The organism is Hydrococcus rivularis NIES-593 (genome assembly GCF_001904635.1).
Lineage (GTDB): Bacteria > Cyanobacteriota > Cyanobacteriia > Cyanobacteriales > Microcystaceae > Hydrococcus > Hydrococcus rivularis.
Genome location: NZ_MRCB01000052.1, coordinates 1 through 19,320 on the forward strand (window position 1 = coordinate 1; position 19,320 = coordinate 19,320).

Below are 19,320 nucleotides of genomic sequence, written 5' to 3' on the forward strand. Positions count from 1 at the left end.
CGAGCGACATTCTTCTCCCCTCTCCCTATTTGGGAAAGGGGTTGGGGGTGAGGGCGATCGACTATCTGTGTCATTAATGAATGAAAAATGGTATAAAGAGAAAGAAATGACTAGCATCAAATCAAAACTCATGAATTAGCTGGTCGAATCCTTAAGAATGAATACGAATTAGCGATCGATCGCGGTAATCGAGGGAGTAAAAGCCCGCGCCTAGCAAGGACAACATGACAGCGAGCGTTTTCTTTTCTATTGAATTGAGCCTAGCTACTTAGCAACACAGTACATAGCAATCCTAAATAATTCATAAAATAGGCTGTAGTGCGAGCAAGATGCTCGCACTACCAGACTTACAAATAGCCATGCTCCGCTAAAAAAGTGAGGCTAATATCTTCTTGGGCATTATCGGGGGCTAGGCGATGATTGAGGAACTTATCGACATATTTACCCAGAATATCACTTTCTAAATTCACCAAATCGCCGATATTGAGATAGCAAAGATTTGTTTCGGCATAGGTGTGGGGAATAACCGCTACCTTGAACCAACTGCCGCGCTCGTCGCAATCGGCAACGGTTAAACTAATGCCATTGACGGCAATGCTGCCTTTGGGAATGAGATAACAGGCAATGCGAGAGTGCCATAGTTCGGACATGGACGGCGGTGCGGCAAAGGTCATTTCCCAAGACTTTTCCGTTGCGACTGACTCGACCAAACATCCCATCCCATCCACGTGACCCGTAACGAAATGTCCTCCCAGTTTGCTGCCTACTCGGAGGGACGTTTCTAAATTGACATAATTGCCCGCCTGAGAGCGCTGTCCTAGCGTAGTCCGCTGCAAGGTTTCTGGAGAGGCAGTAGCTACGAAGCCATCGGGCAAGATGTCTTCTACAGTCAGACAAACGCCATCCACCGCCACGCTATCGCCAATCGCTAAATCTGACAAGATGATGGAGGCAGCATTTCCTTTAATTGACAGGGCAAAGCGATCTTGCCCTAGCGATCGCATCGTTCCTATTCCTTGAATTAATCCTGTAAACACCGTTCTTTATTTGAGACAATATAAGTAGTATCAGAGCGAAGGGAGTCACAGAGAGCGTCTTGGCTTAATGTATTTTTTTCATGAAGTTAAAAAATATTCCCCCCATCTTGGGGCATACTGTTTGTTGGGTGCCACGCTAGGTGTAGTCCACTGCTCAATCCTAACAATTTCCCTTCCCTTTTTACCTTTTGATTCTTAGATTAACGCCGACCTTACTTGAGAGGCTGAGCTTATGATTGAAATGAGAGTTGCTGGAATTGCCTTGGATGCCGTTACTCGTAGCCCGATCGTGCTGCTCAAAGACGGCTCAGATCGTCGCGCTCTGCCAATCTATATCGGGCAAGATCAGGCTAGGGCGATTATCGGTGCCCTAGAGCAACAAAAACCTCCTCGACCGCTAACCCACGATCTGCTCGTCAATCTCCTAGAAGCGTGGGAGATGGAATTAGAGCGCGTTATCATTCATTCCCTACAGGATAATACTTTCTATGCCGTCTTGTGCATAACTCAAGGAGAGAAGAAAAAAGAGATTGATTGTCGTCCCAGCGACGCGATCGCGATCTCTCTGCGCACGGGTGCCCCCATCTGGGTCATGGAAGAAGTCGTAGCCGATGCTTCTATTCCCGTCGATCGCGAGGCTGATGAAGAAGAACGCAAAGCTTTTAGGGACTTTGTTGCCAATTTGCGACCCGAAGACTTCATTCAACGAGGAGGCTTGGGCAACGAGAATGAATCTTCTTAATTGTCTTGCGCTTAAAGCTCTAACGGGTAACTGGTGATGCGGTATCGACGGTTCGGAAAAACGAATTTATTCCTTTCAGTTTTTTCCTTGGGAACCATGCGCTGCTTGGCTTCTGAATCAGTGCTCGAACAGACGCTACAGCAGGCGATCGCGCTAGGGATCAATCATGTCGAAACCGCCAGAGGCTATGGCAAGAGCGAACAATTTTTAGGACGCGCCCTCAAAGCCGGACTGCCAGTGCCGCGAGAGCAAATTTTCATTATGACGAAGCTTCCACCGACCACCGATGCAGGACAAATGCGTCAGTGGCTCGAGCAATCGCTGGTTAACCTACAGCTTGACTATATCGATTGCCTGGCAATTCATGGAATTAATACCTGGGAGCATCTCGGCTGGATTACGCAGGAAAATGGAGGCATGCAAGCCATTAGAGAAGCCATGTCAGAGGGAAAGATACGGCATCTTGGTTTCTCTACCCATGGCTCTTTAGAATTAATCTTGGCTGCCATTAATACCGATTTATTTGAGTTTGTCAATCTTCACTACTACTACTTTTTTCAGCGTCACGAAAAGGCGATCGCACTCGCCCATCAGAAGGATATGGGCGTATTCATCATCTCTCCGGCGGATAAAGGGGGTCGTCTCTACACGCCGCCAGAAACCCTCGAACGGTTATGCCAGCCTTTCTCTCCCCTGGAATTGAACTATCGTTTTTTGCTCGGCGACCGCCGCATTACTACCCTCAGCATCGGACCCGCTAACCCAGAAGAATTAATCGATCCCCTGGAGGTTAGCGATCGCGACTATCCGCTTACCGCCTCGGAAATGGCTGCTCTAGAACGTCTAGAAACTCATCTAGTCCAGACTCTGGGAACAGATCGCTGCGGTCAGTGCTATCGCTGCCTGCCTTGCCCAGAAGAAATTAATATTCCTGAAGTCTTACGGTTGCGCAATCTTGCCGTTGCTTATGACATGACAGATTTCGGTCAATATCGCTACCGAATGTTTGAAAACGCAGGTCATTGGTTTCCCGGCAATAAGGCTAGCCGCTGCACTGAATGCGGTGAGTGTCTCCCTCGCTGTCCCGAACAGCTAGATATTCCAAGGTTATTACTCGACACTCATCAACGCCTCAACGGTTCTCCCCGTCGTCGTCTCTGGGAATGAGGCAAAATTGTTAAATATTCTTGAGTAAATGCTTGTATAGATTATCTTTCACCATCATCTGGCGAAAGAGTTCGATCAAACACTCTTGAGCTTGGTTTTGGTTCAAGTTTTTGACCTGCTCTTTAAACACTCGCAATTTAAACTCTTGCTCCATCGTCAGTTGGTTGGGAATTTCCATCAACTTACTCCTGAGAACCTTTTGAACGGGGGAATTGGTTTCGATCTGTTTCATCATTTGTTACTATAGCAGCTGATGAGCAAAAAGTCAATTTTGTCAAGCTATGATTAATGTTATCAATAAAAGTTAACAAATGAAGAAAAAATTTTTTCAGTCCTTTGCCCTTCATCATTGGTTAGTAGGGGCGGGTTTATCTCAAAATCCTAGAGATTTCCCGACAGTTACCGTTAAAAACCAGTTAATCGTTTCCTTGTCTCTCTCGACCAAAAGAAGCCATTTGTATTTTTAATGTATTATATCGAGTCAATTTTTACCTTATGTTTACCTTGACGTTGTAAGTTAATAGCGGACTCGCTGCTTTTTTGGGGAAGGACTTAGATTGGCATGATAGTAACCTGTAATCTCACTCACACACAACTACAGAACGAACAGGCAGAAGGACGGAGACTGCATTTTTATGATAGAGGCGAAGAAATTCCGTTAGTAGAACAAGGCGTTTGGCAAGTTTATCGCGGAGTTGCCCAGCTAAGTCAATTGTCTGTAAATGGAGAAGAAATTCTATTGGGTTGGGCGCAACCTTCTACCTTTTTTGGGATGTGGTTAACGCATATCGAGTCTTATCAAGTCAAAGCCTTATCGGAACTATACTTGAAATGGTATCCCTTGAGCGAAATCGAAGCCTCCCCTCATTTGTCTCATCTCATGTTAACTCAGGTAGTACGTCGGATGCGCCAGACAGAAGCGTTACTCGCGATCGCGGGATTGCGCCGAGTCGAAGAGAGACTGCATGAGTTATTACAACTCCTCAAAAAAGAATTAGGTCAACCCGTCCCAGAAGGAACTCGCTTGGCAGTTCGTTTGACTCATCAAAATCTGGCAAACGCGATCGGAACGACACGAGTCACGATTACTCGTCTGTTGGGGGACTTTCAGCGTCAGGGGATAATCAGTCTAGATAGCGATCGCCACATGATCGTTCATCACTAATGTAGTGCGGAAAGCGTGGCATGCGCATAAGCGCATATGTTGGCGATCGCAGATAAAAGATAGGAGCCGACGGTCAGGGAAATATCTCTCCTCGACTCTACTAATCTCCCACCACACTATGAAAGCATGAAAGCAGTTAGTGGCGGGAGTGTCAAACAACAAAATTCACCAACTTTCCAGGTACAACGATCGTCTTTTTCACTTCTTTGCCTTGCAAATGTCGTTGAGCAATTTCCGATTCGCGGGCATATTTTTCTAAAGCAGCTTTATCGGCGCTTGCCGGAACTTGTATCGTCCCACGAGTTTTGCCCATAATTTGAATCACCAAGGTAATTTCATCGACCTCTAGCGCCGAGGAATCGACTTGAAGCCAACTTTGTTGGTGAATGGAACAATCATGACCTAATTCGTGCCACAATTCTTCGGCAATGTGAGGGGCAAAAGGGGCAAGCAGGATGAGCAATGCCTCAATTCCTTCGGCATAAACCGGCGAATCGAAACATTTTGCCTCGCCAAGCGCATTACTCAGCTTCATTAATTCAGAAATCGCCGTATTAAATTGATAGTCTCCCTCTAAATCTGCCGAAACTTCTTTGATAGCCGTGTGAATGGCGCGACGCAAATCTTTTTCGATTTTGGCGAAGCCGCCGCATGCTTCTTGAACCTCTTCAAGGAGAACGGCGGATTTTGGATTCCTCCCTTTTGAAGAGGGAGATTGATTTTTGGATTGTTTTTTTCCTCTTGGGGATGATTTCTCAACAAACTCTGCAACTAAGCGCCAAACCCGATTTAAGAAGCGGAATTGTCCTTCTACATCGGCTTCATCCCATTCTAAATCTTTTTCGGGCGGTGCTTTGAATAAAATAAACATCCGCGCCGTATCTACGCCATATTTCGCGATTACTTCTTCCGGTGCTACGCCATTGCCTTTTGACTTAGACATGGTGGCGTAAACAAGCTGCAAAGGTTCTCCCGTCTGCGGGTCGCGCGGGTCTTTGGGATTGACGAGTTCGGCAGGAATCCATTTATCTTTATCAGACTTGTTGGGATTCATGTAGGTCAATCCCTGCACCATTCCTTGCGTCAAAAGACGTTGGAAAGGTTCGTCAAAATTCAACAAGCCTCTGTCTCGCAACACTTTAGTAAAGAAGCGAGAATAAAGCAAGTGCAAAATCGCGTGTTCGATGCCCCCTACATACTGATCCACTGGCATCCAGCTATTTACCTTATCTGAGGCAAAAATTTCCTTGTCATTGTTGGCATCGGTGTAGCGGAGGAAATACCACGACGAATCGATAAACGTGTCCATCGTGTCTGTTTCCCGCTTGGCAGCTTCGCCGCAACTCGGACAGGGAACGTTAACCCAACTTTCAAGTCTTGCCAATGGAGAAGGGCCGCGCCCGGTAAACTCAACATCTTCGGGCAACTTGACGGGCAAATCTTCCTCTGGAACGGGAACGATGCCGCAACTCGGACAGTGAACGATTGGAATGGGCGCACCCCAATACCGCTGGCGAGAAATTAACCAATCCCGCAAGCGATACTGTACCCGTGCCTTACCATAGCCTTGTTTTTCTGCATATTCGATGATGGCGGTTTTTCCTTCAGTCGAAGGCATCCCGTCGAACTGCCCAGAATTAATCATTATTCCTGGGTCGGTATAAGCTGTTTCTAAAGGTTTCGTGCCATCCTCGCCTTCTGGGACAATAACAGTTTTAATGGGGAGATTATTTTCGTTAGCAAATTTGAAATCCCGCGTATCGTGGGCGGGAACTCCCATAACGGCACCGGTGCCGTATTCATAAAGCACGTAATCGGCAATCAAAATAGGAATTTCTTCTCCGTTGAAGGGATTAATTGCCTTTCCGCCCGTGAAAATGCCTCGTTTGGGTTTATCTTCTGCCGTCCGTTCGATTTCGCTTTCGCCCTTGACTTCTTGGATAAACGCCTCAACTGCCTCTTTTCTGTTGGGAGTGGTGACTTTTGGCGTTAGGGGATGTTCTGGGGCGAGGACGACGTAAGTCACGCCATACACGGTATCGGGGCGAGTGGTAAAGACCCCAATCTTTTCCTCCATCCCGACGATGGGAAATTCTAAGTATGCGCCGACGGATTTGCCAATCCAGTTGGCTTGCATTAGCTTCACCCGTTCGGGCCACCCCGTCAATTTCTCGAGGTCATTGAGCAACTGTTCGGCATAGTCAGTAATTTTGAGAAACCACTGGCGCAATAATTTGCGTTCTACGATTGCACCAGAACGCCAGGAACGCCCTTCGCTATCGACCTGTTCGTTAGCTAAGACGGTTTGGTCAACAGGATCCCAGTTTACCGCGGCTTCTTTTTGATAGGCTAATCCCGCTTTAAAAAATTGCAAGAATATCCATTGAGTCCACTTGTAGTAATTCGGCGCACAAGTGGCTAGTTCTCGACTCCAGTCGATGGAAAGTCCCAATTGCTGGAGTTGTTTCTTCATCTGGGCAATATTTTGGTAAGTCCATTTAGCTGGTGGAATGCCTCGCTTAATAGCAGCATTTTCGGCAGGCAAACCAAAGGCATCCCAACCCATCGGGTGCAGAACGCGATACCCTTGCATCCGCTTGTATCGAGCAATTGTATCTGTAATTACGTAGTTGCGGACGTGACCCATGTGCAGGCTTCCCGATGGATAGGGAAACATAGATAGGGCATAGAATTTGGGCTGGGTGTTATTTTCTGGAGTTAGGTATAACCCCGACTCTTCCCATTTCTGTTGCCATTTTTGCTCGATGTTGGCTGGGTTGTATTGGGACTCCACTCTCTGGTTTCTCCAAGGACTTCATTTTCCTATTTTAAGCGCATCCCACAACTGAATTTTAGAAGGCTTTCACTTTTTGAGCCATTTCTTTGGAGGCTATAATCGACTCAATTAAGTTTTAGTTGTGTCCATCCTTATCAAGAGGTAGCCAATGAAGAAAGTTTTATTGACTTTGCTTGCTAGTTCTGTAAGCCTAGCTGTTATTTTATTAGCGATCGCTACGGCTCGTGCAGATGCGATCGCATCTCGAAATATAAAGTCTGCTATCTCTGAACCTGTCGTACAGTTTGCCAATCTAAACTTGGCTAATTTTAGTTTTAATGCGATCGACTCAAAAAGCTATCCTATTTTGCATCAATGGGGATGTAGTTGTGCGGCTTGTACCGAACCGTCTAGACAACTATCTTTGATAAAAAGTTAACGCCGTGTTGCCGTAAACTTTTTCTCGACAAATTTTTAATCCTGGAATCTCTATTGCTTTCCAAGATTTAGGATCGTGTTCTACCGCGATTTCCCCTTCTTCATCGAGAAATTGGTATTGCGCGATCGCTTCTAGGACTGGCTGATACAATTGGCTTTCGTAGGGAGGATCGAAATAAATGCGATCGAATTTTTCTCCCGCTAGGTTTTTGAGGCGCGTTACGACATCTCCCCGGATAACTCGGAATGTCTGTTGCGGGGTAGCTACTTGTTGCCAATTTTGTTTGATAATCGCGCAAGCTTGAGGCGATTTTTCGATCCCGACAACTTCCCTCGCCCCCCGACACAACGCCTCTGCACCCATCGAACCATTGCCCGCACACAAGTCCAACCAGCGACAATTAGCAATCTTGCCCTGCCAGATATTAAACAATGCTTCTCTTACTCGCGCCGCCGTCGGCCGAGTTAGTTGTCCCGGCAGGGTTTTCAATTGTCGATTTCCGTAAATTCTCATGGTAATTAGTGACTCTACCTCGTTGAAGTATAGTCACGCTATCAAAAAAATATTGGTTATGGAGATGGGGGCAGAGGGACTTGAACCCTCACGACCTTTTAGGGTCAACGGATTTTCATTCTCCCGCAGCTTTCGCTACTGCCATCTGCTGGCTTTGAGAATTGGACTCTCTCTTTACCCTCAGCTTGACCTGTTAGGGTAGCTCCCGTCGAGTCTCTGCACCTTCCCTTCAAGGTAAAAGGTAAAAATGTTCTTTTTCCTTGATTAAGGCTTGGCTCAGGATTGCCGTATCTGTTGCCAGACTTAGGTTTCCCTGAATTTGAGAGCGTTCGCATGACAGATTTCTCTGCCAAGGCTCAATTTTTTTTAAGTCCGTAGCGTCTACCATTCCGCCACGCCCCCGCGATCGCCTAGAAAGAATTTCCTACAGCGAACCAGCAGTTACCTACAATACCATATTTTTACCTTAAGTGACAAATCAAACAATTCTATCTATTCGCTCCCGTTCAATTTTTTGGGAGGCAGCACCCGAAGCGATACAATAAAATAAATTTGAGATAGCTCCCTTTTCATTCTTGACAAATAGTAGAAATAATGCTTTCTCCTGAAACCACTTTAATTGCTCTTCTCTATCTGAGTTTAGGCGGTCTCTATTTATTAATAGTTCCTGGTTTGGTTTATTTTTATCTTAACAATCGCTGGTATGTAGCCAGTTCCTTTGAACGGGGATTTATGTATTTTCTGGTATTCTTTTTCTTCCCCGGACTATTGCTGCTAAGTCCGTTTCTGAATTTTCGTCCCAAACGCCGGGTTCTAAAAGCCTAAAGCTCAAACAGACTTTTCGATTACAAAATTAATGCGACGAATTGATGTCATAGGAATTGGAATCGGCATTTTTGCAGCAGGTGGAGTTATCTATCTGTTTTTGCAGGCATTTGGATTAGACAGTCTCTCAGCTGGGGTTTGGAGTCAGGCGATCTTAGTCGCTGGGTTAGTCGGTTGGACGCTGACTTATTTGTTTCGAGTCTTGACAAAAAATATGACTTACAACCAGCAACGTAGAGACTATGAAGATGCCATCTTGCAAAAACGTCTCGATGAAATGGCACCAGAAGAACTAGAAAAGTTACTCTCTGAGGTGGAGCAAGAAAAACAAACCAAGCAAACCAAGGCACAGAAGAAAGCCTAATGTGAGTTTACCAACAGGAGGCGAGAAAGCCTTATTTTTGTAAGGATAGTCATTGGGGGAAAGGGAAAAGAACAAATGATATCAAATCCGTTTAATTAGTCATAAAATATATGTAGTACGCTCATCGCAGCGTGCGCTTAAGGGCATACGTCCCGCTCGCGACCAAGACGCGGAGCGTCCCTCCAGCGATAGCAAAGGATCTTTCGCACTACTGGTTATTGTGGTCATTCATCCGGATTTGATATGACTTGAAATTTTGCTCTTTTTAAGGATGGGATGAGCTTAACATCCGGGAATCTAGCGTGAGAGAATAAAAAGTCGGCTATTAAACTCGTATCCAAAATCCTTTCATCGAATGACCTCTGTTTCCAACTGCTTAAAATCCTTACGCGATCGCGCTCAATGCGCCTTAATTCCCTTTATCACTGCTGGCGATCCCGATTTAAACACTACCGCTAAAGCTTTACAAATCCTCGATCGCTCCGGTGCCGATCTCATCGAGTTGGGAGTTCCCTACTCAGATCCCCTCGCAGATGGTCCGGTCATTCAAGCGGCTGCCACGAGGGCTTTAGGACGCGGAGTGAAGCTAGAAGATGTCTTGCATGTAGTTAAGACAGTCGGCAAAGAGATTAAGGCACCGATTATTTTATTTACCTACTACAATCCGATTTACTATCGGGGAATTGACAGTTTTCTCAGACAAATTGCCGATGCTGGCGTGCGAGGATTAGTCGTCCCCGATTTACCCCTAGAAGAAGCGCAAACCCTCCTAAAACCAGCCGCCGAGATGGGGATTGAGGTAACCCTGTTGATAGCCCCTACGACTCCACCTGAGAGAATAGACGCGATCGCGCAGCAGTCGCAAGGATTTATCTATCTCGTCAGCGTCACTGGCGTAACGGGAATGCGTCCTCAAATTGCCAGCCAAGTTCAAGATTTACTTTCAGCTATTCGCAGCACCACTGATAAACCAATTGGCGTAGGTTTTGGCATCTCCGCACCCGAACAGGCTTTACAAGTCAAACAATGGGGGGCAGATGCCGTTATCGTTGGCAGTGCTTTTGTCAAACGACTGGCTGAAGGATCGCCAGAACAAGGTTTAGAAGCGATCGCTCAATTTTGCCAAAGTCTCAAGCGGGCTATTATCTAACTTCAACAATTGCCACATCTTCGATTGCTTTGCCACGATGCATAAAAGTTTCGTGACCGTTAGCATTTAAACTAACTTTAATTTCGTTGCGTCCCGGTTCCAATCGGTCGAGATAATACCAATTCCCATAAAGACGGGTGATTTTTTTGCCATTAACGTAGAGATGGGCATGTCCTTCTTTGAAATTACTACTTTGATTGACCTTTTCTGGAGCAAATGCAAAATTAGTTACTTTCAGTTCTAAATTCCATCCCTTCAAGGCATCCCGATGAACGATTAAATCTACCGTGGGAACGGGTTGGCCGTCAGGAATTTCCATCATTTTATGTTCGTGTCTTTCTCCGTCTTTAAGCTCAACATTTCTTTGCAATTGAGCGGTTGCGACAGTTCCAAATAATGTCAAACCAATTAGCGAAGCCGAAAGAAGCACAAGTTTTTGTTTCATAAAAGAACGAATCAAACAATGATATTTTCAGAACCAGAAAAACTTTGCTGAATTTGCTCGATTAGCTTGAGGATGTGTCGATAAGCAACTAACTTTCCTTGCTGGCCAAAACATTCTGCACCCAAGCGCAAATCTGTTAATGCCGTTTGGTAATAACCGAGTTGATGGCGAAGCAAACCGCGATTGATGTATGCCTCAGCGCGATTGGGATCGTTTTGTAGGGATAGGGTAAAGTTGGCAATGGCTTCTCGATAGTGCCCTTGTCTTTGACAGATCAAAGCGCGGTTATAGTAGGCTAGAGAATTTTTGCTGTCGAAACGAATAGCGCGATCGTAATCCGCGATCGCTTTTTCCAAATTGCCCAAACCAAAATAAGCCAATCCCCTGTCATTGTAGATAGTGGCGAGTTGGGTGCCATCGAGGGCAGACATCTGACGCAAGGCTTGATTATAGTCGGCAATGGCTTCTAAATATTTTTCTTGAGCGGCATAGGCTAGTCCTCGGTTATAGTAAGCCAGAAAGCTATCGGGTTTGAGTTGGATGGCAGCGTTATAATCTGCGATCGCGCTTTGATAATCGCCGAGTCGATAGGCAGCCAGTCCGCGATGTAAATAGGCTAAATCATTTGTTGGCTGATGTTGCAAAGCATGAGTACAATCTTGTTTGGCTTGTTGGTAATCATTTAGATAAATGCGTACCAAACAGCGATTGCTATAGGCAGCTGCCAAATTAGAATCGAGTGCGATCGCTTTATCAAAGTCTAACAGTGCTTGTTGGTAATGTCCTTGTTGCGTCTCTTCAACACCCGCTTTAAACCACTCTTGCGCGAAGATCGGATCGATTTCTGCTGCTTGAGTCGCCCGACCAAAGAGGGAAACGAAGAGCAATACCGAAATCCAAAACTTGGCAAGCTTTCTCAGAGCGAATTGGGGTAGCATTTTCCCTTTTTAATCGCGATCGCTCCTAATTTTCGGCAAGATTTCTAGCGATGTCAAAAGACGAGTTGTCAAACTTCAATAATTATTGGGTAGTAGATGTAGCAATCCTAAATGAGTTATGAACATTTTTATGTAGTGCGAGCATCCTGCTCGCAAGTTAGGCTTACACGCGAGCAGGATGCTCGCACTCACCAATCAATTAAGACTGCTATAGTCGTTAGTAGAAGATTTCCCACTAACTACTAACACAGGGCTATTTCATTCTCGAAAGCCAGAGAATCAATTCTCTGTCTAATCCCTTAAGTCCTATAAGACGGACTTAAATTTTGAGCCAAGAAATTCATTTCTTGGTTAACTAACTACTAACTAAAAAGCTAACTAAAAAGCAATTTCTACTAACTTATTTTTTGAAGATAAACCGAACTTAATCAAAACTTGTGATTTCGCGACTTTGAATTTTTTGGCAAGCAGTTCGATGAGTTCTTGATTAGCTTTTCCATCAATTGGGGGCGATTTTAAACAAATCACTAAACTTCCGCCATCAACTTCTTCTATTTTTTGTTGTCTAGAGTTAGGTTTAACTTTTACTTGAATTTTCATCAACTTTCTGTTATTCAATTCAAAAGCCTACCGATCGACAGCTCCAAGATTCAGAAAAGCAACAACCTAACCCTGTTGTTAGAATTAGGGTTGGGCAATTAACTCTCAGCGAGAGCGACCGAACGCTATCTTACAGGTACAGGTTGTCTCAAAGGTATAGTATGTCATGTTGAGCGTAGCGATCGCGACGCGAAACATCTGAATATACTAACTTCCTGCACTGGGAATGACAAAATGGACTTTTGGGATGTCTTCTTAGCCGACATAGGAACAAGACGGACAAAATAGATAATCATCTTTGGGAATATAACAATCTAACATCTCTAAATGCAAATCGAGAATCTGGGCAATTCCCTCAGTAACATAACGTTCGATGAGCAAGCGAAGTTCTAGAGACCGATAAGGAAACTTAGTTTTCGAGAGTCGATGTTGCCTATTTTTGAGATCTGGGTTTTCTGTCTCAATTTTATCTAGAACATAGGCGCTCAATTTTTGACGAAAACCAGGAATCGCTAAAATTTTCTCACACAATTCATCCGAATAAAGTTGCAGTGCTTTTTCAATTTCCTCATCGATCGATTTTTGCACTGATTTTACCCAGATTGAGGTCGAGATAGTCATTTCAGTTCCTTCCTTTCGCAGTCGATGCTAGTATCCACTGCTTAGTGTAATTCCCCAACCTCAAAATTTTGTGAGGGAAATCGGGAAGAAATCGGGAAGAAGTCGCCAACTTTTATCGCAAAAGATTAAGTAAGCGAAGCCCGAACCTGCATCGCACCCCAGTTTTCCTTAAGGTTCCCTCAAAGCATCTCGCTCGCTACCCAACTCCTCTACTAAAGTTGATTGTCGCGGCATGTTGAGTCGATAACCGATACCGTGAACCGTCTCGATTAACTGCTTGGGAGCGCCTACGGCGTTTAGTTTGTGGCGCAGGCTTTTGATATGCGCTTTGACTGTTTCTTCTGTTGGCGATTCTTCTAAAGACCAGATGTGTTCGATAATGACGCTGCGACTGATAACCCGCCGACCATAACGCATGAGAAGTTCTAGGATTGCGTATTCTTTGGGAGTGATGTGGAGGAAACGACCGCCATAAGTGACTTCAAAGGTACTCGGATTGAGGCGCAAGCTGCCCCAGGTTAAAATCGGAGACGCACAAATCTCGCCCCTACGCAGCAAGGCTCGAATTCTGGCAAATAGCTCCGATAAATCGAAAGGTTTGACGATATAGTCATCGGCTCCGGCATCTAATCCAGCAACTTTGTCGGTGCTAGCATCGCAGGCAGTCAGAATGAGGATGGGTTTGAGAAAACCGCGATCGCGCAGCCGCTTGCACAAGCTAATGCCATCTAATTTAGGCAGCATCACGTCTAACAAAACGAGGTCATAGTCGATTGTTGCGATTTGCTGCCAAGCCGCTTCCCCATTTTGAACGACATCAACCGCATAGCGTTGGTTGGCAAGCGCTTCAGATAAGCTGACAGCTAGCGCTACATCATCTTCAACCAGGAGAAATCTCATAGAAGGTTCTATTGCGGGCAATTGGCTCCTCCTTATCCAAATAATATACGAGTTTCTCGCTCGCGATCCGAGGCGGAGCGATCGCCAAAGATATTTTTTAACGATTAACCTCTTGCAAAATTATCCGACCTGTCGCTATAATAGGAAGCTGTTGTCAGCAATCCTCGGTAGCTCAGCGGTAGAGCGGTCGGCTGTTAACCGATTGGTCGTAGGTTCGAATCCTACCCGGGGAGTTTGAAATGACGACCAATCCGTTAAAGTCTTCTGCCCTCCCACCAAGCAAGTCGAGGTTTGGTCGTAGAAACTGGTATCAAAGTAGTATCGTGGTATCTCACAAAAAGAAGATACTGCATGGTACAGGCTACCTTCACTGGAAAAAAGAAGATAGGGAGAATTAACATCGAACGCTATCGGGATTCCATCAGGTTACGCTGGCAACTACAAGGCAAACGTTATAGCTTAACCATTGGCAAAGAATCTAAAACCACGATCGCGGCTGCCTTAGCTCAGGCAGCCTTAATTGATAGCGATATTACGTTCGAGCGTTTTGACCCTGACGGGGTGACAACAAGGCTAAAAGGCTTGCTGTATAGTGTTCATAGCCCTCAGACCTTTTTGATAAAATGGCAGCTTATTGAGACTAACTCTCATCAATTCCTCTACCCCTTGGGCAACAAATTCCTTAGTTATTATCCAGACATTCCCATATAATCCTAGCCAAAAGTTACTGTTTCTCGTCTTTGATTGCCGAATTTTTCTCAAACGACCGATGTATTTTTGTTGTCCAATTAATTTAATAGCTTTTCCCTTGAGGGTTGAAAAAGCATACGCGATCGCTATCAATAAGACCAGACAAGTTAATCTTGCTATCGAAGCTTTTGAGCTTTCTAAATTATATCCTCCACTCTTATAGATTTTTAGAGGAAAAACTGCCGACTCTTCGAGGGCATGGCCAAGGAACTACCCACCAGAAAGCAGACTCGCAAAAATCAACCAATGGCTTTTAGTCAAGAAGAGATAGAACTCGTCTCAAACGCTTTTGAGGTTAACAAGTATTATGCTCATTACGTGCCATTGATTGAGTTCTGGTTTAAGACTGGCTGTAGACCATCAGAAGCGATCGGCTTGCAGTAAAAACATATTTCTATGCGGTTGTTAATTGACTACCTCAAGTTCTGGGATGTACCTGTTCGTTACTCTTTCCTCCCACAACTCAGATTCATATCCTAATTCAGCAACGCCAAAGAATCCAGGGTGCAGGAGTTGAACCTGCCTAGCGCGAATTATGAGTTCGCTGCCTCAACCGCTCGGCCAACCCTGGTTCATAAATTTTGAGTGGACGATTGGATTGCAATTAACCATCAGCCATTCAGTCCAGATACTATTATATCTATATATACCTACACAATAGCTTCTTTAATTATGGTTTTATCTGATCGGCGACAATTCTTACAATGGAAGCAACTTATTTAGCCTAATTTTTGATAGTAGTTATCGGGTAATGAAATTTACATCGTTTAATCTAGGTAAATCGCCCTCAACGCCAGCCCTAACCTTGTTGGTAGCGATGATAGGAAGCGGTCTGATTAGTGCTTCGATCGCATACAAAATGGGTCGCGATGCTCTCAAAGGAGTTAGCCAACCCGATGCCAATCCCGCTAAGAGATTGGCGAGTAATGCCAACAAGGATGCTAACCCTCAAGAATTTGTCCCATTAGATGAAAAGAAAATTTTGACGCAAGTCTATAATCGCATCAATGGCAGGGATCGGGACGAGAAATCCGATCTTACCAACAAAGATCGACAAAATTTGGCTTCCTCGAATGAGGAGCCAAAATCCAGTCAAACTTCCAGCGAAGAAGCTAACTTTCCGCTGAAAACCAGCGATAGAGAAGTTAGCCTTGAGGTGGTTAAAGCGACCCAAAAAGGAGGATCTTTATTGCTAGAAGTGAATCTGAGCAATGAGGGTTCGGCTCCGGTACAATTTTTGTATAGTTTCTTGGAAGTGAAAGATAAAAAAGGACGACCGCTGAGCGCGATCGTAGAGGGTTTACCTGGAGAATTACCTGCTAATGGAGAAAGTTTTACGGGTATAGTCAGAATTCCTCTAGAGTTAGTTGATGAAGGTCAGCAAATTTCTCTAAACTTGACAGATTATCCCGCTCAAAAACTCAAGCTGAATATCTCTAATATTCCCGTTAGGTAGGTGACAAGGACAACGATTCTTTATAGCCCGACTCAAAGCGCCAAGCGCTTGCAGAATTTATAATCCAGATGACTATTCAAGACATATTGCTGCGATTGTTGTCAGTCGTGTTCCTGATTGCGATCAACGCCTTTTTTGTCACCGCTGAGTTTTCTATCGTTTCCGTGCGGCGATCGCGCATTAGCCAGTTAGTAGAAGCTGGAGATATTCAAGCGCAGACGGTTCAATCCTTACAGCGAAGCATCGATCGCTTGCTATCGACCACGCAGTTAGGAATCACGCTCTCTAGCTTGGCGTTAGGGTGGATTGGTGAAAGTACTATGGCAGTATTCATCAAAGTGCTATTCGCCCATCTGCCGCTTCCCTCAGCAATAACTGGAGCGTTTTCTCACGGCTTGGCAATCCCGATCGCCTTTTTTCTGATTGCCTACCTGCAAATCATTTTAGGAGAACTTTGCCCGAAATCAATAGCGCTTCTGTATTCAGAACAGCTAGCCCGCTTTTTAGGACCGCCCATAGGTGCGATCGCGCGGATTTTCAACCCATTTCTTTGGATTTTGAACCATTCTACCCGTTGTTTGCTGCGAATTTTTGGGATTAAGTATAGCGATCGCGGTTGGTACGCGCGCGTTACTCCAGAAGAACTACAGTTAATTATTGCTACGGAAGTCGAATCGACAGGGTTAGAAGCTAGAGAACGAGAACTTCTCCAAAACGTATTCGAGTTTGGAGACGTAACGGCATCTGAAGTCATGGTTCCCCGCACTCAACTGATCGCTATTCCCGACACGGCAACCTTTGAAGCTCTTCTCAATGAGGTGACGACTACAGGACATTCTCGCTATCCCGTCAAAGGAGAGTCCCTAGACGATATTCGCGGCATCATCGATTTTAAAGACCTCGCCTTACCATTAGTGCAAGGCGAGCTGCAATCCGATACGCCGATTCATCCTTGGATCAAACCCGTGCGCTTCGTGCCGGAAACGACTCCTTTAAGAGAACTACTCTCACTCATGCAGCGATCGCATCAGCAAATGGTCGTGGTGGTCGATGAATTTGGCGGCACGTCTGGATTAGTAACCCTTCAAGATTTAGTCTCAGAAATCATTGGCGACAACCTCGAAGGAGAAAGATCGGAAACTATTGCCCTGCAAATGATAGACGAGCAGACTTACTTGGTTCAAGCTCAGATGAACTTAGATGAAGTCAATGAGTTGCTAGAACTAGACTTGCCCCTTGCAGACGAATATCAAACTCTCGGCGGATTTCTTATCCATCAGTGGCAAAAAATTCCCGCTCAAGGCGATACTTTGCTCTATGAAAATCTAGAATTTACCGTCGTCTCAGCTCAAGGTCCTCGCTTAGAGCTAATTCGCATTCATCGACACCAACCCCCTCCCTCCGATCCCAATTCAGATGAGAGCAATGACAATGAATTTACATGGCTAGAAGATCTGCCTTTTTCCAACAATGGCAATACCGATTTGATAAGGGCGGAGAAATTTAGAGAAACCTAACTTCTTGCAATCGTCATAGACAGTTTCTCTAACATTTGAGCGATCGCTACTTACCAATCGTCAACTGTAGAATCGCTGGTCGTCGTTTGAGGTTCCCACCAATTTTTGAATTTACTCCAAAGACTTGCTAGAGTTTGTCTCATTTCATTCTTAAGGTTCCATCTTTGGAAAGCTTGCTCGTAAGCTTCGCCTTTGGTTTGAAAAGTTTTCCAAGTGTCTAGCGCTAGTCCCAATCCCCAGATCAACAGTATATAGAGCGACCAAGACAGAGCACCGCCAGAGAGAAAATCGAGAGAGACTAGAAAAATGTTGACGATCGCGTATCGAGTCACTTTTTGTTTGAGAAGATCTCGCCGATACAGATCGAACTCTTGTCGCTTTTTGTCTAACAATCTACGATTAAGCCAATCTCGTTCGGCTGCTTGCAACGATTCGCTGTCAATTTCTAGTTCTGCTGCAATTTCCCACAATTGCTCTCTAGACAATTCTCCTCGATCGGTTTTCTTAGCGATCGCCAGATGGAGAATTTGCTGGACATCCTCTTGGGTATAAATTTGAGGCGGTTGAAATTCTGAAGCTGTCATAATTTGCAGTTGAGATCGACCTGCTGAGAAGCTTTCTGTTTCTATTATGCCGAAGCGATCGCCCAACTGGCTTTCCTTTATCAAAATTTGTCACTGGCTATTGACGAAGCGAGCGTTCTTTCCCCTCAAAAACCGAGATACACTAAAAAAAGTTAGCATTACTTAACATTAGTTGAACCATGCAAGTAGCCCCAGTCGCATCTGCTGCCCCTATTCCCGGTACTTATTGGCAGTGGCAAGGACATTCCATCTATTACGTTAAAGCAGGTGCCAAACAAGCAGGACGACCCCCTCTCCTGTTAGTTCACGGATTTGGTGCTTCCACAGATCACTGGCGCAAAAATATTGCCGAACTCCAGCAGGATTTTGAAGTGTGGGCGATCGACTTATTAGGATTCGGACGGTCGGCAAAGCCGAATTTACTGTACAGTGGCAATTTATGGCGCGATCAATTACACGATTTTATTACACAAGTCATCGGTCAGCCAGCAGTTCTAGCAGGGAATTCCCTGGGAGGCTATGCCTCATTATGCGTAGCGGCACAACGTCCCGCTTCGGCGGCAGGGATCGTTCTGCTCAATAGTGCGGGTCCCTTTACAGATACTCAACCCACTCAAAAACAGAATTTATTATCAACGTTAATTCGCTCGATTTTATTGCAACCCTGGGCAAGTTATCTTTTATTTCAGTACGTGCGCCAGCGATCGACCATTCGTAAAACCCTGCAAAAAGTTTATCTCGATCGCAGTGCTGTTACCGAGCAATTAGTAGAAGAAATCTATCGTCCCTCTTGCGATAAAGGTGCGGCACAGGTATTTGCTTCCGTGTTCAAAACTCGAGAAGGTGAAAAAGTCGATGCTTTACTCAAACAGATGACTTGTCCGCTGTTGACAATTTGGGGAGAAGGCGATCCCTGGATAAAAGCAAGAGAACGCGGAGCAAAATTCCGTCAATATTACCCCAGCTTAACCGAATATTATCTCCAAGCGGGCCATTGTCCCCACGATGAAGTCCCCGAACAGGTAAATGCACTAATTCTTTCTTGGGTTCTGGCGAATTCTTCTATCATGAAATAGAGGAGATTGGGGGAGTTGGGGGAACTCGGAATTTGGAAGTTGGAAGTAGGAGAGACTGGGGGACTTCTGGGAGGAGGAGACAATTAACCACTAACCACTGACTTCAGCAGCAGTATCTTTACCGTCAGGCTGCGCAAGCCTCAAACCAGTTCTCTAATGCTAGGGTAGGCAGCAGAACTTAAATAATTAGACATAGTTGAATAATCCTAGACATATTTTTATGTTATACTGGCTCTATGTCCAACTTATTAACGG

Annotated in this window: 23 protein-coding genes and 2 tRNA genes; 13 read left to right on the forward strand and 12 right to left on the reverse strand. The window is 45.1% G+C overall.

Translation table 11 applies throughout. The features are described from left to right. Positions 1 to 347: 347 nt before the first annotated feature. Positions 348 to 1,037: a riboflavin synthase gene (locus NIES593_RS22290; protein ID WP_073601677.1), complete on the reverse strand. Its 690-nt coding sequence runs from the start codon at positions 1,035 to 1,037 to the stop codon at positions 348 to 350. Between the two features lie 232 nt (positions 1,038 to 1,269). Between NIES593_RS22290 and NIES593_RS22295 the strand changes: the two genes are divergently transcribed. Both NIES593_RS22295 and NIES593_RS22300 read left to right on the forward strand, forming a co-directional pair. Next, a complete protein-coding gene (locus tag NIES593_RS22295) occupies positions 1,270 to 1,779 on the forward strand; it encodes a bifunctional nuclease family protein (RefSeq protein WP_015144863.1) in 510 nt (169 codons plus the stop codon). Between the two features lie 36 nt (positions 1,780 to 1,815). Beyond that, positions 1,816 to 2,946 carry an aldo/keto reductase gene (locus NIES593_RS22300; RefSeq protein ID WP_073601678.1) on the forward strand — a complete coding sequence of 377 codons (1,131 nt, stop codon included), beginning with the start codon at positions 1,816 to 1,818 and terminating at the stop codon, positions 2,944 to 2,946. A 10-nt stretch (positions 2,947 to 2,956) separates the two neighbouring features. Here the strand turns inward: NIES593_RS22300 and NIES593_RS22305 are convergent, their stop codons facing one another. After that, positions 2,957 to 3,181 carry an NblA/ycf18 family protein gene (locus NIES593_RS22305; RefSeq protein ID WP_245817713.1) on the reverse strand — a complete coding sequence of 75 codons (225 nt, stop codon included), beginning with the start codon at positions 3,179 to 3,181 and terminating at the stop codon, positions 2,957 to 2,959. A gap of 327 nt (positions 3,182 to 3,508) precedes the next feature. Here NIES593_RS22305 and NIES593_RS22310 point away from each other — a divergent pair, with 327 nt between their 5' ends. Then, a complete protein-coding gene (locus NIES593_RS22310) occupies positions 3,509 to 4,111 on the forward strand; it encodes a Crp/Fnr family transcriptional regulator (RefSeq protein ID WP_073601679.1) in 603 nt (200 codons plus the stop codon). A 151-nt stretch (positions 4,112 to 4,262) separates the two neighbouring features. Here NIES593_RS22310 and leuS read toward each other — a convergent pair whose 3' ends face one another. Then, positions 4,263 to 6,905: a leucine--tRNA ligase gene (leuS, locus tag NIES593_RS22315; protein ID WP_073601680.1), complete on the reverse strand. Its 2,643-nt coding sequence runs from the start codon at positions 6,903 to 6,905 to the stop codon at positions 4,263 to 4,265. A 151-nt stretch (positions 6,906 to 7,056) separates the two neighbouring features. On the opposite strand from leuS, the gene NIES593_RS22320 reads away from it, so the two are divergent. Further along, the gene (locus tag NIES593_RS22320; protein WP_073601681.1) at positions 7,057 to 7,326 is read left to right on the forward strand and encodes a hypothetical protein; all 270 of its coding nucleotides are present in this window, start codon (positions 7,057 to 7,059) and stop codon (positions 7,324 to 7,326) included. Here the strand turns inward: NIES593_RS22320 and rsmD are convergent. Both rsmD and NIES593_RS24435 read right to left on the reverse strand, forming a co-directional pair. Beyond that, positions 7,306 to 7,839, reverse strand: coding sequence for a 16S rRNA (guanine(966)-N(2))-methyltransferase RsmD (rsmD, locus tag NIES593_RS22325; RefSeq protein ID WP_073601682.1), 534 nt, complete (start codon positions 7,837 to 7,839; stop codon positions 7,306 to 7,308). The two genes, NIES593_RS22320 and rsmD, sit on opposite strands and share 21 nt — an antisense overlap. 229 nt (positions 7,840 to 8,068) lie before the next feature. Then, positions 8,069 to 8,227 (reverse strand): hypothetical protein, encoded by a 159-nt coding sequence (locus NIES593_RS24435; protein ID WP_175561214.1) that lies wholly within the window; start codon positions 8,225 to 8,227, stop codon positions 8,069 to 8,071. Positions 8,228 to 8,433: 206 nt separating this feature from the next. Between NIES593_RS24435 and ndhL the strand changes: the two genes are divergently transcribed. The 3 genes from ndhL (at position 8,434) to trpA (ending at position 10,178) form a co-directional block, all read left to right on the forward strand. Continuing rightward, entirely contained in the window at positions 8,434 to 8,664 is a 231-nt protein-coding gene (ndhL, locus tag NIES593_RS22330; protein ID WP_015144870.1) for an NAD(P)H-quinone oxidoreductase subunit L, read from the forward strand. A gap of 31 nt (positions 8,665 to 8,695) precedes the next feature. Continuing rightward, entirely contained in the window at positions 8,696 to 9,028 is a 333-nt protein-coding gene (locus NIES593_RS22335) for a DUF3007 family protein (RefSeq protein ID WP_073601683.1), read from the forward strand. 355 nt (positions 9,029 to 9,383) lie between these two features. Next, positions 9,384 to 10,178: a tryptophan synthase subunit alpha gene (gene trpA / locus NIES593_RS22340; RefSeq protein ID WP_073601684.1), complete on the forward strand. Its 795-nt coding sequence runs from the start codon at positions 9,384 to 9,386 to the stop codon at positions 10,176 to 10,178. On the opposite strand, the gene NIES593_RS22345 is transcribed toward trpA, so the two are convergent. From NIES593_RS22345 to NIES593_RS22365, 5 genes are all read right to left on the reverse strand, one after another. After that, positions 10,171 to 10,623, reverse strand: coding sequence for a hypothetical protein (locus NIES593_RS22345; protein ID WP_073601685.1), 453 nt, complete (start codon positions 10,621 to 10,623; stop codon positions 10,171 to 10,173). The genes trpA and NIES593_RS22345 overlap by 8 nt on opposite strands. 11 nt (positions 10,624 to 10,634) lie before the next feature. Continuing rightward, positions 10,635 to 11,561, reverse strand: coding sequence for a tetratricopeptide repeat protein (locus tag NIES593_RS22350; protein WP_073601686.1), 927 nt, complete (start codon positions 11,559 to 11,561; stop codon positions 10,635 to 10,637). Positions 11,562 to 11,939: 378 nt separating this feature from the next. Next, positions 11,940 to 12,161, reverse strand: a complete 222-nt coding sequence (locus NIES593_RS22355; protein WP_073601687.1) for a DUF167 domain-containing protein — start codon at positions 12,159 to 12,161, stop codon at positions 11,940 to 11,942. A 255-nt stretch (positions 12,162 to 12,416) separates the two neighbouring features. Further along, positions 12,417 to 12,782 carry a hypothetical protein gene (locus NIES593_RS22360; protein WP_073601688.1) on the reverse strand — a complete coding sequence of 122 codons (366 nt, stop codon included), beginning with the start codon at positions 12,780 to 12,782 and terminating at the stop codon, positions 12,417 to 12,419. A gap of 168 nt (positions 12,783 to 12,950) precedes the next feature. After that, positions 12,951 to 13,682 (reverse strand): response regulator transcription factor, encoded by a 732-nt coding sequence (locus tag NIES593_RS22365; RefSeq protein ID WP_073601689.1) that lies wholly within the window; start codon positions 13,680 to 13,682, stop codon positions 12,951 to 12,953. A gap of 161 nt (positions 13,683 to 13,843) precedes the next feature. On the opposite strand from NIES593_RS22365, the gene NIES593_RS22370 reads away from it, so the two are divergent. The 3 genes from NIES593_RS22370 to NIES593_RS24440 all read left to right on the forward strand — a co-directional run bounded on the left by NIES593_RS22370 (position 13,844) and on the right by NIES593_RS24440 (position 14,816). Next, positions 13,844 to 13,915, forward strand: a tRNA-Asn gene (locus NIES593_RS22370). Positions 13,916 to 14,033: 118 nt separating this feature from the next. Continuing rightward, on the forward strand, positions 14,034 to 14,393 hold the full coding sequence (locus NIES593_RS23350) for a hypothetical protein (protein WP_083602520.1): 360 nt from the start codon (positions 14,034 to 14,036) through the stop codon (positions 14,391 to 14,393). Positions 14,394 to 14,678: 285 nt separating this feature from the next. Next, entirely contained in the window at positions 14,679 to 14,816 is a 138-nt protein-coding gene (locus tag NIES593_RS24440) for a hypothetical protein (protein ID WP_175561215.1), read from the forward strand. 114 nt (positions 14,817 to 14,930) lie between these two features. Here the strand turns inward: NIES593_RS24440 and NIES593_RS22385 are convergent. Continuing rightward, positions 14,931 to 15,003 (reverse strand) — tRNA-Ile (locus NIES593_RS22385). Positions 15,004 to 15,183: 180 nt separating this feature from the next. On the opposite strand from NIES593_RS22385, the gene NIES593_RS22390 reads away from it, so the two are divergent. Beyond that, positions 15,184 to 15,888, forward strand: coding sequence for a hypothetical protein (locus tag NIES593_RS22390; RefSeq protein WP_073601692.1), 705 nt, complete (start codon positions 15,184 to 15,186; stop codon positions 15,886 to 15,888). 68 nt (positions 15,889 to 15,956) lie between these two features. Then, positions 15,957 to 17,405: a hemolysin family protein gene (locus tag NIES593_RS22395; protein WP_073601693.1), complete on the forward strand. Its 1,449-nt coding sequence runs from the start codon at positions 15,957 to 15,959 to the stop codon at positions 17,403 to 17,405. Positions 17,406 to 17,455: 50 nt separating this feature from the next. On the opposite strand, the gene NIES593_RS22400 is transcribed toward NIES593_RS22395, so the two are convergent. After that, positions 17,456 to 17,989, reverse strand: a complete 534-nt coding sequence (locus NIES593_RS22400; protein ID WP_073601695.1) for a 2TM domain-containing protein — start codon at positions 17,987 to 17,989, stop codon at positions 17,456 to 17,458. A gap of 179 nt (positions 17,990 to 18,168) precedes the next feature. Here NIES593_RS22400 and NIES593_RS22405 point away from each other — a divergent pair, with 179 nt between their 5' ends. Then, positions 18,169 to 19,065 (forward strand): alpha/beta fold hydrolase, encoded by an 897-nt coding sequence (locus NIES593_RS22405; RefSeq protein ID WP_073601694.1) that lies wholly within the window; start codon positions 18,169 to 18,171, stop codon positions 19,063 to 19,065. Positions 19,066 to 19,320 lie beyond the last annotated feature (255 nt).

Excerpts from the sequence above, each read along its gene's own strand:
- NIES593_RS22405 (WP_073601694.1), top strand. The coding sequence starts at position 18,169 with ATGCAAGTAGCCCCAGTCGCATCTGCTGCCCCTATTCCCGGTACTTAT.
- NIES593_RS22335 (WP_073601683.1), top strand. The coding sequence starts at position 8,696 with ATGCGACGAATTGATGTCATAGGAATTGGAATCGGCATTTTTGCAGCA.
- NIES593_RS23350 (WP_083602520.1), top strand. The coding sequence starts at position 14,034 with ATGGTACAGGCTACCTTCACTGGAAAAAAGAAGATAGGGAGAATTAAC.
- NIES593_RS22360 (WP_073601688.1), bottom strand. The coding sequence starts at position 12,782 with ATGACTATCTCGACCTCAATCTGGGTAAAATCAGTGCAAAAATCGATC.
- NIES593_RS22300 (WP_073601678.1), top strand. The coding sequence starts at position 1,816 with ATGCGGTATCGACGGTTCGGAAAAACGAATTTATTCCTTTCAGTTTTT.
- NIES593_RS22355 (WP_073601687.1), bottom strand. The coding sequence starts at position 12,161 with ATGAAAATTCAAGTAAAAGTTAAACCTAACTCTAGACAACAAAAAATA.
- NIES593_RS22320 (WP_073601681.1), top strand. The coding sequence starts at position 7,057 with ATGAAGAAAGTTTTATTGACTTTGCTTGCTAGTTCTGTAAGCCTAGCT.
- NIES593_RS22390 (WP_073601692.1), top strand. The coding sequence starts at position 15,184 with ATGAAATTTACATCGTTTAATCTAGGTAAATCGCCCTCAACGCCAGCC.
- NIES593_RS22395 (WP_073601693.1), top strand. The coding sequence starts at position 15,957 with ATGACTATTCAAGACATATTGCTGCGATTGTTGTCAGTCGTGTTCCTG.
- NIES593_RS22305 (WP_245817713.1), bottom strand. The coding sequence starts at position 3,181 with ATGATGAAACAGATCGAAACCAATTCCCCCGTTCAAAAGGTTCTCAGG.
- NIES593_RS24440 (WP_175561215.1), top strand. The coding sequence starts at position 14,679 with ATGGCTTTTAGTCAAGAAGAGATAGAACTCGTCTCAAACGCTTTTGAG.
- NIES593_RS22310 (WP_073601679.1), top strand. The coding sequence starts at position 3,509 with ATGATAGTAACCTGTAATCTCACTCACACACAACTACAGAACGAACAG.
- trpA (WP_073601684.1), top strand. The coding sequence starts at position 9,384 with ATGACCTCTGTTTCCAACTGCTTAAAATCCTTACGCGATCGCGCTCAA.
- NIES593_RS22350 (WP_073601686.1), bottom strand. The coding sequence starts at position 11,561 with ATGCTACCCCAATTCGCTCTGAGAAAGCTTGCCAAGTTTTGGATTTCG.
- ndhL (WP_015144870.1), top strand. The coding sequence starts at position 8,434 with ATGCTTTCTCCTGAAACCACTTTAATTGCTCTTCTCTATCTGAGTTTA.
- NIES593_RS22365 (WP_073601689.1), bottom strand. The coding sequence starts at position 13,682 with ATGAGATTTCTCCTGGTTGAAGATGATGTAGCGCTAGCTGTCAGCTTA.
- NIES593_RS22295 (WP_015144863.1), top strand. The coding sequence starts at position 1,270 with ATGATTGAAATGAGAGTTGCTGGAATTGCCTTGGATGCCGTTACTCGT.
- NIES593_RS22400 (WP_073601695.1), bottom strand. The coding sequence starts at position 17,989 with ATGACAGCTTCAGAATTTCAACCGCCTCAAATTTATACCCAAGAGGAT.
- NIES593_RS24435 (WP_175561214.1), bottom strand. The coding sequence starts at position 8,227 with ATGGTAGACGCTACGGACTTAAAAAAAATTGAGCCTTGGCAGAGAAAT.
- NIES593_RS22345 (WP_073601685.1), bottom strand. The coding sequence starts at position 10,623 with ATGAAACAAAAACTTGTGCTTCTTTCGGCTTCGCTAATTGGTTTGACA.
- rsmD (WP_073601682.1), bottom strand. The coding sequence starts at position 7,839 with ATGAGAATTTACGGAAATCGACAATTGAAAACCCTGCCGGGACAACTA.